This window comes from Pseudorhodobacter turbinis (assembly GCF_005234135.1).
Lineage (GTDB): Bacteria > Pseudomonadota > Alphaproteobacteria > Rhodobacterales > Rhodobacteraceae > Pseudorhodobacter > Pseudorhodobacter turbinis.
On sequence record NZ_CP039964.1, the window covers coordinates 2,034,125 to 2,045,674 of the forward strand.

Annotated in this window: 12 protein-coding genes; 5 read left to right on the forward strand and 7 right to left on the reverse strand. The window is 60.2% G+C overall.

Annotated elements, in window-relative coordinates:
• Window positions 1-42: 42 nt before the first annotated feature.
• The 5 genes from EOK75_RS09780 (at window position 43) to ccoS (ending at window position 5,125) form a co-directional block, all read left to right on the forward strand.
• Window positions 43-642, forward strand: a complete 600-nt coding sequence (locus EOK75_RS09780) for a uracil-DNA glycosylase family protein (RefSeq protein ID WP_137193793.1) — start codon at window positions 43-45, stop codon at window positions 640-642.
• Window positions 643-861: 219 nt separating this feature from the next.
• Window positions 862-2,292 (forward strand): cytochrome c oxidase accessory protein CcoG, encoded by a 1,431-nt coding sequence (gene ccoG, locus EOK75_RS09785; RefSeq protein ID WP_137193794.1) that lies wholly within the window; start codon window positions 862-864, stop codon window positions 2,290-2,292.
• A gap of 1 nt (window position 2,293) precedes the next feature.
• Window positions 2,294-2,767 carry a FixH family protein gene (locus tag EOK75_RS09790; protein ID WP_137193795.1) on the forward strand — a complete coding sequence of 158 codons (474 nt, stop codon included), beginning with the start codon at window positions 2,294-2,296 and terminating at the stop codon, window positions 2,765-2,767.
• A gap of 2 nt (window positions 2,768-2,769) precedes the next feature.
• Window positions 2,770-4,962: a heavy metal translocating P-type ATPase gene (locus tag EOK75_RS09795; RefSeq protein WP_137193796.1), complete on the forward strand. Its 2,193-nt coding sequence runs from the start codon at window positions 2,770-2,772 to the stop codon at window positions 4,960-4,962.
• A gap of 4 nt (window positions 4,963-4,966) precedes the next feature.
• Window positions 4,967-5,125 (forward strand): cbb3-type cytochrome oxidase assembly protein CcoS, encoded by a 159-nt coding sequence (gene ccoS / locus EOK75_RS09800; protein ID WP_137193797.1) that lies wholly within the window; start codon window positions 4,967-4,969, stop codon window positions 5,123-5,125.
• A gap of 1 nt (window position 5,126) precedes the next feature.
• Here ccoS and EOK75_RS09805 read toward each other — a convergent pair whose 3' ends face one another.
• The 7 genes from EOK75_RS09805 to EOK75_RS09835 form a co-directional block, all read right to left on the reverse strand.
• Window positions 5,127-7,451: an aldehyde dehydrogenase family protein gene (locus EOK75_RS09805; RefSeq protein ID WP_137193798.1), complete on the reverse strand. Its 2,325-nt coding sequence runs from the start codon at window positions 7,449-7,451 to the stop codon at window positions 5,127-5,129.
• A 4-nt stretch (window positions 7,452-7,455) separates the two neighbouring features.
• Window positions 7,456-8,445: a deoxyribose-phosphate aldolase gene (gene deoC / locus EOK75_RS09810; protein ID WP_137193799.1), complete on the reverse strand. Its 990-nt coding sequence runs from the start codon at window positions 8,443-8,445 to the stop codon at window positions 7,456-7,458.
• Window positions 8,446-8,508: 63 nt separating this feature from the next.
• A complete protein-coding gene (locus tag EOK75_RS09815) occupies window positions 8,509-8,907 on the reverse strand; it encodes a Na+/H+ antiporter subunit G (protein WP_137193800.1) in 399 nt (132 codons plus the stop codon).
• Window positions 8,908-8,917: 10 nt separating this feature from the next.
• The gene (locus EOK75_RS09820; RefSeq protein WP_137193801.1) at window positions 8,918-9,187 is read right to left on the reverse strand and encodes a K+/H+ antiporter subunit F; all 270 of its coding nucleotides are present in this window, start codon (window positions 9,185-9,187) and stop codon (window positions 8,918-8,920) included.
• Window positions 9,184-9,675, reverse strand: coding sequence for a Na+/H+ antiporter subunit E (locus EOK75_RS09825; RefSeq protein ID WP_137193802.1), 492 nt, complete (start codon window positions 9,673-9,675; stop codon window positions 9,184-9,186). Before EOK75_RS09825 ends, EOK75_RS09820 begins: the two co-directional genes overlap by 4 nt.
• 4 nt (window positions 9,676-9,679) lie before the next feature.
• Window positions 9,680-11,194 carry a monovalent cation/H+ antiporter subunit D gene (locus EOK75_RS09830; protein WP_137193803.1) on the reverse strand — a complete coding sequence of 505 codons (1,515 nt, stop codon included), beginning with the start codon at window positions 11,192-11,194 and terminating at the stop codon, window positions 9,680-9,682.
• Entirely contained in the window at window positions 11,191-11,550 is a 360-nt protein-coding gene (locus EOK75_RS09835; RefSeq protein ID WP_137193804.1) for a Na+/H+ antiporter subunit C, read from the reverse strand. Before EOK75_RS09835 ends, EOK75_RS09830 begins: the two co-directional genes overlap by 4 nt.

Consider the following 11,550-nt stretch of genomic DNA (forward strand, 5'->3'; position numbering starts at 1 on the left):
CTCCGGTTTGCGCCGGGGGGCTTTTTGCGTTTTGATGGGGTTATGGAACAGCTATTGACCAAGGTACGGGCCTGCACGTTGTGCAAAGGCCTGCCACTGGGGCCGCGCCCTTTGGTACAGGCAAGCGCCACGTCGCGGCTATTGATCGCGGGGCAGGCGCCGGGGCGCGCGACCCATATCAAGGGGATCCCCTTTGATGATGCTTCGGGGCGGCGGCTTCGTGCGTGGCTGGGGCTGGCACCGGATGTGTTTTATGATCCGGCGAAGGTTGCGATTCTGCCGATGGGATTCTGCTTTCCGGGCTCGGGGGCGGGCGGCGATTTGCCGCCGCGCGCGGAATGTGCGCCACAGTGGCGTCGCCCGCTGTTAGATGCCATGCCGGATGTGGCGCTGACGCTGGTCATCGGGCGCTATGCCCTGGCGTGGCACCTGCCTGCTGCGCGCAAACGGTCCTTGGCGGATTTGGCGCAGGCCGTTGATCTGCCGCAAGGCGTGGTTGTGCTTCCCCATCCCAGCCCCCGCAACAACAGGTGGCTGGCACAAAACCCGTGGTTCGAGGCGCGGGTCCTGCCTAAACTTAGGGAAACCATCGCCAGCCTATGGGTTGATTTGCCGCAGAGCGACGGCAGGACAATATGCTAACCTGCGCCCTGGTTGGGTCGTTTTCCCGGCTTGCCACCGCCGCAGCTTTCCTAATGGGTGTCGGGGCATCATTTTTGCGACAAATCCGCCTGCCGTGCGCAGATGTCGCAGCGGAATAAGCCCCAAAATCTGTATCTGTGATATGGAGTTGATGCAGGTCAAAGCAACGGTGATACCAATGCGGGATACCAGCGCCTAAACCGAAGCCGGAGTATTGCCGTGAGCAGCCCAGATACCGAACCCCAAAGCCTATATGCCAAACGTGAGCCGATCTTTCCGCGCCGCGTCAAGGGTGCGTTTCGAAACCTCAAGTGGTGGATTATGGCCTTTACCTTGGGCCTTTACTACATCACGCCATGGCTGCGCTGGGATCGCGGGCCAAGCCTGCCCGATCAGGCGGTTCTGGTTGATATGGCCAACCGCCGGTTCTTCTTTTTGATGATCGAGATTTGGCCGCATGAGTTCTATTTCGTCGCGGGCCTGTTGATCATGGCGGGTTTGGGGCTGTTTCTGTTTACCTCGGCTGCGGGGCGTGTGTGGTGTGGCTATGCCTGCCCGCAAACGGTCTGGACCGATCTGTTCATTCTGGTGGAGCGTTGGGTTGAGGGCGACCGCAACGCGCGCCTGCGCCTGCATCGCAGCAAGTGGACCGCCGAGAAGATCCGCAAAACCGCGACCAAATGGGCTGCATGGCTTTTGATCGCGGTCGCCACGGGCGGGGCTTGGGTGTTTTACTTTACCGATGCGCCGACATTGGCCGTTGATCTGGTCACCGGGCAGGCGCATTTCATGGCCTATATGACCATTCTGGTGCTGACCGCGACGACCTTCTTTTTCGGCGGGTTTTTCCGTGAACAAATCTGTATTTACGCCTGCCCATGGCCGCGCATTCAGGCCGCGATGATTGACGAAGACACGCTGACCATCAACTATCGTCATTGGCGCGGAGAGCCGCGCGGCAAGCTGCAAAAGGGTGAAGTCACTGCCACGAACGGCGATTGCATTGATTGTATGGCCTGCGTCAACGTTTGCCCGATGGGGATTGATATCCGCGACGGGCAGCAGATGGCCTGCATCACTTGCGGTTTGTGCATTGATGCCTGCAACGATGTGATGGACCGGATCGGCAAGCCGCGGGACCTGATCGGTTATATGGCGCTGACGGATGAGGTTGCTGAAATCTCGGGGAAAGAGCCGAAATCGGTTTGGAAGCACGTCTTTCGTCCGCGCACGATCATGTATACGGTTCTGTGGTCGGGGGTTGGGCTTGCCCTTGTTGTCGCCCTGTTCCTGCGTAGCTCGATTGACCTGAACGTGACGCCGGTGCGCAATCCAACCTTTGTGACGCTATCGGATGGCACGATTCGCAACACCTATGATATCCGTGTGTTGAACAAGCTTGGACATGATATGGACTTGAATGTCTCGCTGACCTCGGATGCTGATCTTCGGATTGCATTGGAAGGTACGGATGAAACGACGATTTCGGTGCCTGCGAATGAACAACAGACCCAGCGGGTCTATGTCTTTGCCACGCCGGGCTCTGAGGCGGCGCTGAATGACCGGACCGATCTGCGGTTGTGGGTCGAAGATAATGATGGAACCAACCGGATCCACCACGACACGATTTTCAACGGAAAAGGCAAATAGCATGACGGATGATCAGGGTTTTCGTATCACCGGCCGCAAGGTGCTGTTTTTTACCGTCGGGGCTTTTGGCATCATCATCGCAGTCAATCTGTTGATGGCCTATAAGGCGATCAGCACCTTTCCGGGGCTGGAGGTGAAAAACTCTTACGTTGCCAGCCAGACCTTTGATGCCGACCGCAGCGCGCAGATCGGTCTGGGGTGGACCTTGGCACCTGAATATGACGCGAAGGCCAAGCAACTGCGGCTCGCCTTCACCGATGAGGCCGGTTATCCGGCCGAGGTGTCCGCGCTGTCGGTGCTGATCGGGCGCACAACCGAGGCAAGCGATGACATGCACCCAGAGTTCGTCCGTGAGTCCGGCGTTTTCGTGGCCTCGCTTGATCTGGCGATGGGCAAATGGATGATGCAGATTGAGGCGACAGCCCCCGATGGCACGGTGTTTCGCCAGCGTATTGACCTAAGCGTCAGGGGTTAGAAATGACATTGGCGGAGGAATATGACGCAGGCCATGTCAGCCCGTCGGCCTGTCCGGCCTGCGCCGTTGCCCCCTCGGCCGAGCGTCTGGCAGAGCTGAACCGCCCAAGCCACGCGCGCCTGATGCTGTCCTTGCCCACGGCGCATTGTGCGGCTTGTATGTCCACGGTGGAAAACGGGCTTCAGGCCTTGCCGGGGGTCCAATCGGCGCGGGTCAACCTGACCCAGCGGCGCGTCAGCGTGGATGCCGATCCGGATGTGACCGCCGCAAGCCTGATCCCCGTTCTTGCCAGCCTTGGATTTGAGGCGCATGAGCTGGACCCCGGTCTGCTTTCGGCCACGGAAACCGACAAGCAGGGCCGCGATTTGCTGATGCGGTTGGGCGTTGCCGGTTTTGCCATGATGAACGTCATGCTGCTTTCGGTGGCGGTCTGGTCGGGGGCGGGCGATGCGACGCGCGATCTGTTCCACTGGATCTCTGCCGCGATTGCCCTGCCAACGGTGGTTTTCGCAGGCCAGCCGTTTTTCAAATCGGCATGGGCCAGCTTGCGGGTTGGGCGGTTGGGCATGGATGTGCCGATCTCGCTGGCGCTTGTTCTGGCGTCTTCGATCAGCCTGTTTGAAACCTTTAATTCCGGTCATCACGCCTATTTCGATGCCGCGGTGATGTTGACGTTTTTCCTGCTGGGCGGGCGTTACCTTGATCATCGCACCCGCGCCGTCGCCCGCTCCGCCGCCGAGGAACTGGCCGCGCTAGAGGTGCCGCGCGCCACGCGTGCGGTGGACGGCGTCGAGGAAGAGGTTGCCATTTCCGCCCTTGCCGTCGGCGATATCGTGCGCGTGCGCCCCGGTGGCCGGATGCCGGTGGACGGTGTGGTCACGCAAGGCACGTCCGAGGTTGACCGCTCTTTGCTGACGGGCGAAAGCCTGCCGTCGATGGTGGCGCCGGGCATGCCGGTCGCGGCGGGGGAAATTAACCTGACTGGCCCGCTTTTGGTGCGCGTCACTGCGGCGGGCCGTGACAGCAGCCTGCACCGTATGGCCGATCTGGTTGCCGTGGCCGAAAGCGCCAAGACGAAATACACCAGCCTTGCCGAGCGTGCCGCCCGCGCCTATTCGCCGCTTGTGCATATCCTGTCCTTTGCCGCATTTGGCTTTTGGATGTGGCGGACAGGGGGCGATTTGCGTTACGCGGTCAATATCTCGGCGGCGGTGCTGATCATCACGTGCCCCTGTGCCTTGGGGCTGGCCGTGCCTGCGGTGGTGACGGCGGCCAGTGGGCGGCTGTTTCGTAAGGGCTTGCTGATCAAGGACGGCACCGCGTTAGAGCGTCTGGCCGAGGTGGATCATGTTGTGTTCGACAAGACCGGCACGCTAACGCTTGGCACGCCCAAGCCGGTGAACCTTGATGTCTTGCCCCCCGCCGCGCTGAAGGTGGCGCTGGGGTTGGCAGGGGCATCGGCGCATCCTTTGGCGGTGGCGCTGACCAAAGCATCAGACATTGCCCCGGCACAGCTTTCAGACGTGCAAGAAGTTCCGGGCTACGGGATCGAGGGGCGGCTTGACGGCGAATTGGTTCGTCTGGGCCGTGCTGAATGGGTGGGGGCGACCCCAGCGCCGGAAACGGCGACGTATCTTTCGCTGGGTGGGCAAACCCATGCGATCCTCTTTGCCGACAAGCTGCGTCCAGGTGCCGAGGTTGCCGTGGCCGCAATGAAGGCGGCGGGACTGAAGCTGACGTTGCTTTCGGGGGATGCCGCGGTGCCGGTGGCCGATCTTGCCGCGCGGATCGGGATTTCGGAATGGCAGGCGGGGCAGCTTCCGGCTGAAAAGGCAAATTATGTCAAAGCTTTGCAAGATCAGGGCCATAAGGTTTTGATGATCGGCGATGGCCTGAACGATACCGCCGCTTTGGCGCAGGCCTATGTGTCGATTTCCCCCGCGACGGCGCTGGATGCGGCGCGCACCGCATCCGATATCGTGCTTTTGGGGCAGGATATGGCACCGGTGGCCGATGCCCTGCGGATCGCCAAACAATCAACCCGCCGGATCCGTGAGAATTTTGCGCTTTCGGCCGCCTATAACGTGATCGCGGTGCCGCTGGCGCTGATGGGGCTGGCCACGCCTTTGCTTGCGGCCTTGGCGATGTCGCTGTCTTCGATTACAGTATCGCTGAACGCATTGCGGTTAAGGTGATCCCATGGAAATTCTGACGATCCTTATTCCGGTCTCCCTGCTGCTTGGCGGGGCTGGCTTGGCGGCGTTTTTCTGGGCGCTGAAAAGCAAGCAATATGACGACCCGCAAGGCGACGCCGCCCGCATTTTGAAAACCGATTACGACGATCGCCCCAAAAGCTAGGTCACTCGCCGTAGGGTACCCAGATCGTCTTTACCTCGGTCGCAGCCCGCAAGAAGGGCCGACCTTCGGCATTGGTCCAATCGGTGGCCAGACCATTGTTGACCCATGTGCGTTTCAGGTTGCCTGCGGCTTCACGCTCCACCACTTCTGACAGGGGTTTTGCGCCAAAGCACCACATGGCATCCACACCCAGATGCGCGGCCAGCGGTTTGGCCAGCTCCTCATGCGGGCCGGTCACGATGTTCACCACGCCCGCAGGCACGTCGGATGTATCAAGCACTTGATAAAAATCAGTGGCCGCCAGCGGATAGGCCTGTGACGGGACCAGAACGCAAGTGTTGCCCATCGCAATGGCAGGGGCCATCAAGCTGATCATCCCCAAAAGCGGTGCCTCATCAGGACAGATCGCGCCGATCACGCCGCAGGGTTCATTCATCGCCATGGCCACGCCACGGATCGGCACTGATTTCACCGCACCATCAAATTTGTCGGCCCAAGCGGCATAGCTAAAGAGCCGCGCGATGCTGGCCTCTACCTCATCCGTGCCGGATTTTCCGGTCATATCTTTCAGGCGGGTGGCAAATTCATCGGCGCGTGCCGAGAGGTTCTCGGCGATATAGTAAAGGATTTGTGCGCGCAGATGTGCCGAGGCGTTGCCCCAGCCCTTTGCACTATGCGCGGCCTCAACCGCGTTGCGGATATCCTTGCGATTGCCAAGGCCGGTATGCCCCAAAAGCTTGCCCTTGGACGACCAGACCGCGCGCGAATAGCCTCCATCCGGCCGCGCCTGTTTGCCGCCGATATAGAGCTTGGCGGTGCGGTCCAGACCCGATACCTCAGGCGTTGCGGGCTCCGCCATGGCCGCAACAGGGCGCAGCGCCCGCGCGGTGCCTTTGGGCCGCAGATAGGCCAGCAGGCCTTCCCAGCCACCCTCACGGCCAAAGCCGCTTTCGCGCACCCCGCCAAAACCGGCGGCGGCGTCAAACATATTGCTGCCGTTGATCCAGATCACGCCGGCCTTGACCTTGGGGGCCATGTCCAGCGCAAGGTTGAGGGTCTCGGTCCAGATGCTGGCGGCAAGCCCGTAGCGGGTGTTATTGGCCAGCTCCACGGCCTCAGCAGGCGTGCGGAAGGTCATGGAGACCAGAACCGGCCCAAAGATTTCCTCTTGCATCAAGGGATCGGCCGCACCAAGGCCGGTGATCAGCGTTGGCGGGTAAAAGCAGCCCTCGGGGCAGGGGATCTGGTATTTCTCACCCGCGCTGGCATCGACCATCGCGGTGATTTGTGCCAGTTGCACCGGGTCCACGACCGCGCCCACGTCGATGCATTTATCCATCGGGTCGCCAATGCGCAGCCCGTCCATCCGTGCGCGCAGCTTGGCATGGAACCGTTCCGCCACGCCCTCTTGCACCAAAAGCCTTGAGCCGGCACAGCACACCTGCCCGCCATTGAACCAGATCGCATCAACGAGACCCTCAACCGCGGAATCCAGATCGGCATCATCAAAGACGATATAGGGGGATTTCCCGCCCAGCTCCAATGTCAGGGCCTTGCCCGTGCCCGCCGTGGCCGCGCGGATTTTGCGCCCCACCTCGGTAGAGCCGGTAAAGGCGATCTTGTTGACATCCGCATGATCGACCAGCGCCGCCCCCGTCGCGCCATCGCCGGTCACCACGTTCAGCACACCGGGGGGCAGGCCCGCCTCTCGGCTGATCTGCGCAAACAAAAGCGCGGTAAGCGGGGTATATTCGGCCGGTTTCAGCACCACGGTATTGCCGGCGGCCAGCGCAGGCGCCACCTTCCATGCAAGCATCAAGAGCGGAAAGTTCCACGGGATAACCGCGCCGCAAACGCCCAAGGGCTCCATCTCCGGCTGCTCGGAGGTCAAAAGCTGTGCCAGCCCCGCATGATAATAGAAATGCCGTGCCACCAGCGGGATGTCGATATCGCGCGCCTCGCGGATCGGTTTGCCGTTATCCAGCGTCTCGGTCACCGCCAACAAGCGGCTGTGCTTTTGCACCAATCGCGCCAGCGCATAGAGATAGGCCGCACGCTTGTGCCCCGGCAGCCGCGCCCATTTCGGCTGGGCCTTGCGGGCGGCTTTGACGGCGGCATCGATATCGGCAGCGGTGCCTTGGGTAACTTGCGCCAATTGGGTGCCGGTCGCGGGGTTTTTGGTGGCAAAGCCGTCAGCCGGATCGGTGAACTTGCCGTTGATCCAATGGCCAAAGGGGGCGTTTTGCGTGATCCACGCCATTGCCTCAGTTCTGGATTCGGGGGCAGGGCCATAGGACATGGAATTGAAAATCTCTTTGACGGTCATGGTGTTATCCCATCGCATGGCGGTTGGCGGCGGAATAGGCGCCGGTGACGTGATGTTCCAGCTGCCGCTCAATATCGCCCAAAAGCGATGAGGCCCCGAAACGGAACAGATCGGGCTGCACCCATGGCAGGCCCAGCTCATCGCGCATCAGCGACAGGTAAACCAAGGCATCCTTGGCCTTGGAGATCCCGCCTGCGGGTTTGTAGCCAACCTTGATGCCGGTCCGGTCGCGGTAATCGCGGATCGCGCGGATCATGGTCAGAGTGACAGGCAGCGTGGCGTTTACCGGCTCCTTGCCCGTCGAGGTCTTGATGAAATCCGCCCCCGCCATCATGCAAACATATGAGGCTCGGGCGACATTGCGCAGGGTGCCCAGCTCTCCGGTGGCCAGGATCGCCTTCATATGGGCGGCACCGCAGGCCGCACGCATCTGGCGGGTCTCATCATAAAGCGCCTGCCAGTTTTGCGTCAGCACATGCCGACGAGAGATCACGATATCGATTTCCCGCGCGCCTGCCGCGACACTCTCGCCTATTTCGGCCAGGCGCAGATGTAGGGGCGACAACCCCGCCGGAAAGCCGGTAGAGACTGCGGCGACAGGTATCCCCGAGCCATCAAGCGCGCGAACTGCCGTTTCCACCATGTCGTGATAAACGCAAACGGCGCCGACGGTCAGCCCCTCCATCCCCAAGGCTGCCAGCAGATCGGGGCGCACGGGTTGGCGGGCCTTTGCGCAAAGGCGCTGCACGCGGCCCGCGGTATCATCGCCCGAAAGCGTGGTGAGATCGATGCAGGAAATGGCCTTGCACAGCCATGCCGCCTGATAGTCCTTCTTGACCGACCGCCGCCCTGGCAAGGTGGCTGCACGCCGCTCAATGGCCGAGGTATTGGCCTGCACGCCCGCGACCCAATCGAGATCAAGCGCCATGCCCTCATTTCGGGCATGGGTAAGCTGCGGCAGGTTTTGCGTCTTGGTTGGGGTGATGGTTTGCAAGATGGCCTCCGACTGCACCGACCTGCCAAAGCTCGCATGCAAACCGGCAAACGGCAAGGGCGCTTAGCGGGGTGGGGTGGTCCGTGTCATCACCGGTTCCATCTCTTTGGCTTCATCCTCAAATGTTGCCCAATCATCGGGGGTGCCGGTATCGGGCAAGGTTTCTTGGTCCCGAAAGCGGTGCAAATGCGCCTTGGCGATGAAATTGGCGGTGATCGGCGCAGTGAGCAGCAAAAACATGGTGATCAGCAGCTCATGCCAGCTTAACCGACCCTGAAACAGCAGAAAATACAGCATCGAGGCCAGCAGCGTGCTGCCAACACCCAATGTTGTCGCCTTAGTCGGCGCATGTAGACGCGTCATGGTATTGGGCAGCTTCAACAGGCCAAAGCTGCCGACCAGCCCGAACAACCCTGCTGCAACCAGCAATACGGACACGATGATTTCAGAGAGTAAAGTCATGACAGCCCCTTTATTCGATGATGTCGCCGCGCAGGATGAACTTGCAATAAGCCACGGTGGACACAAATCCGGTCATGGCAAACAGCAAGGCTGCCTCAAAATAAACGCCGGAATGGGAGGTGATGCCGTAAAGGATCAAGAGGGCGATGATGTTAATCACCATCGTATCAAGCGCCAGAACACGGTCCACCACGCCCGGTGCGCGGAAAATGCGGTAGAGGTTGAACAAAAGACCGATGCCAAAGCAGGCAAAGGCGAAGGTCAAGGCATATTGGATCATTCAAAAATCCTCATCAAACGGGCTTCATATCTGGTCTTGATCTCGTCTCGGACGGCATCGGGATCAGGCGCGTGCAGGCAATGCACCAAAAGCGCGCGCCCGTCGCCAGACATATCTGCGGTTACGGTACCCGGCGTCATGGTGATGGTGCCGGCCAGCACGGTGATGGCCTCGGGGGAGCGCAATTCCAGCGGGACGGTGATCCATGTGGATTGCAGCTTTTTGTTGGGCGTAAACAGTACGACACCCGCCACGATGAAGTTCGACTTTACGATATCATAAAGCACGATCAACACATAGCCGATGATCGCCATCGGATTGCGCAACACCGGTCTGTCAGGCCAATAGGGGGCCGTTATCATCGGAATGATGATGCCAAGGATCAGCGCAAATACCAGCGAGCCGAGCTTGTATTCATTGACCAACAGCAACCATGAGATCACCAGCAGCAGCGTCAGATAGGGGTGGGGGAAAAGCTTGCGCAGCATCGGCCTACTCCTTTACCGCTGGAAGAACAGCATCGATATAAGCCGCCCGATCAAACAATTCGGCGCTGGTTTCACCCAGCCAATCGGTTACCGGCCCGGCCATCACGGTCAGGGCCACAAGACCCGCCAGCAGTGCAAAGATCATGGCAAAAGCCAGCCCCTCGGGCTTGGCCTCGGGGCGGGCCTGACCTGTGGTGGTGGCATAGGCCTTCCAGAACACTTGCGACCCTGCGCGCGAAAACCCGACGATGGTGATCAGCGAGGTGATAAGGATCGCGCCCCAGATCATTGCCATATCCGGCCCGCGTGTGGCATCCATCACCAACAGCTTGCCTAAAAAGCCCGAGAGCGGCGGCATACCGGCCATTGCGATGGCACCGGCAAAGAACAGCGCCGATAGCAGCCCGTGCTGGGCAAAGGGCGGGAAGGATCCGCGGGTGCTATCGGTGCCGCGACGGTCTTGGACCATGTCAACGATCAAGAACAAGGCAGCCGTGGCAAGCGTCGAATGGATCATATAGTAAAGTGCGGCACTCATCGCTTCGGGGGTGAATTGCGACACTGCGATAAACAGCGTCCCCATTGACCCGATGGCAGCAAAGGCCACAAGCCGCGCAAGCCCCGTGGCGCCCATCACGCCCACCGCGCCCACGACCAGCGTGACAAGCGCGGCTGGCAGCAACAGATCGGCAAAGAACATGCCGGTTGCGGGCGTATCTGGCGGGAAGATCAGCGTATAAACGCGGATCACGGCATATGCGCCCACCTTGGTCATCACCGCAAAGAGGGCTGCCACCGGACCGGGCGCAAAACTATAGGTTGCGGGCAGCCAGAATTGCAACGGCACCAACGCGCCTTTGACCGCAAAGACCAGCAGCAGCAGAACCGCCCCGACGCGCATCAAGGCGGCGTCCCCTGCGGGCAGCGTCTGCATTTTCACTGCCAGATCGGCCATGTTCAATGTGCCCATCACCGAATAAACCGTGGCCAGCGCGAACAAAAACAGGGTCGAGCCGACAAGGTTAAAGGCGACATATTGCACGCCGGCCTTGAGCCGCTTTGCCCCGCCGCCATGGATCATCAGACCATAGCTTGCGATCAAGAGCACCTCAAAGAATACAAAGAGGTTAAAGGCATCCCCCGTCAGAAAGGCGCCAAAGAGGCCCATTAACTGAAACTGAAACAATGCGTGAAAATGGTTACCGCGGGCATCCCAGTTGGTGCCAATGGCGTAGAGCTGCACCAATAATGCCAAAATCGCAGTAAGGGCGACCATCATCGCCGACAGACGGTCCAGCACCAACACGATGCCAAAGGGCGCATCCCAATTGCCGAGGAAATAGACCTCTGGCGGGTTGGTTGCGGCGGTGTAAAGCAGCATCAAGGAGATACCGACCAAAACCACGGTGCCGCAGGTTGAAAAGATCCGCTGCAACGACAGATCGTGGCGCATCACCAAAACGATAAAGGGCGCCAGCATGGCCGGTAAGATGACGGGGGCGATGATCCAATGGTTCATTTCGCGCCCTCCTTTTCTTCATCGGATGCTTCGTCATCCTCCATCGCGATATAATCGTCGCCGGTTTCCAAAAAGGACCCCAGCGCCATCATCACGATGAGCGCGGTCATGCCAAAGCTGATAACAATCGCGGTCAGCACCAAGGCCTGTGTCAGCGGGTCGGTATAACCCGCCGCGTCCGCTGAGATGATGCCCGGCATGCCAATCGCCAAGCGTCCCGAGGCAAAGATAAACACGTTCACCGCATAGGATAGCACGGCCAACCCAACGATCACCGGAAAGGTGCGCTTGCGCAAGATCAGGTACAGCCCGCAAGCGGTCAACATCCCTACGGCAGAGGCTACTAGAAGTTCCAT

Excerpts from the sequence above, each read along its gene's own strand:
- EOK75_RS09835 (WP_137193804.1), bottom strand. The coding sequence starts at position 11,550 with ATGGAACTTCTAGTAGCCTCTGCCGTAGGGATGTTGACCGCTTGCGGG.
- EOK75_RS09830 (WP_137193803.1), bottom strand. The coding sequence starts at position 11,194 with ATGAACCATTGGATCATCGCCCCCGTCATCTTACCGGCCATGCTGGCG.
- EOK75_RS09820 (WP_137193801.1), bottom strand. The coding sequence starts at position 9,187 with ATGATCCAATATGCCTTGACCTTCGCCTTTGCCTGCTTTGGCATCGGT.
- EOK75_RS09780 (WP_137193793.1), top strand. The coding sequence starts at position 43 with ATGGAACAGCTATTGACCAAGGTACGGGCCTGCACGTTGTGCAAAGGC.
- EOK75_RS09815 (WP_137193800.1), bottom strand. The coding sequence starts at position 8,907 with ATGACTTTACTCTCTGAAATCATCGTGTCCGTATTGCTGGTTGCAGCA.
- EOK75_RS09790 (WP_137193795.1), top strand. The coding sequence starts at position 2,294 with ATGACGGATGATCAGGGTTTTCGTATCACCGGCCGCAAGGTGCTGTTT.
- ccoS (WP_137193797.1), top strand. The coding sequence starts at position 4,967 with ATGGAAATTCTGACGATCCTTATTCCGGTCTCCCTGCTGCTTGGCGGG.
- EOK75_RS09805 (WP_137193798.1), bottom strand. The coding sequence starts at position 7,451 with ATGACCGTCAAAGAGATTTTCAATTCCATGTCCTATGGCCCTGCCCCC.
- EOK75_RS09795 (WP_137193796.1), top strand. The coding sequence starts at position 2,770 with ATGACATTGGCGGAGGAATATGACGCAGGCCATGTCAGCCCGTCGGCC.
- EOK75_RS09825 (WP_137193802.1), bottom strand. The coding sequence starts at position 9,675 with ATGCTGCGCAAGCTTTTCCCCCACCCCTATCTGACGCTGCTGCTGGTG.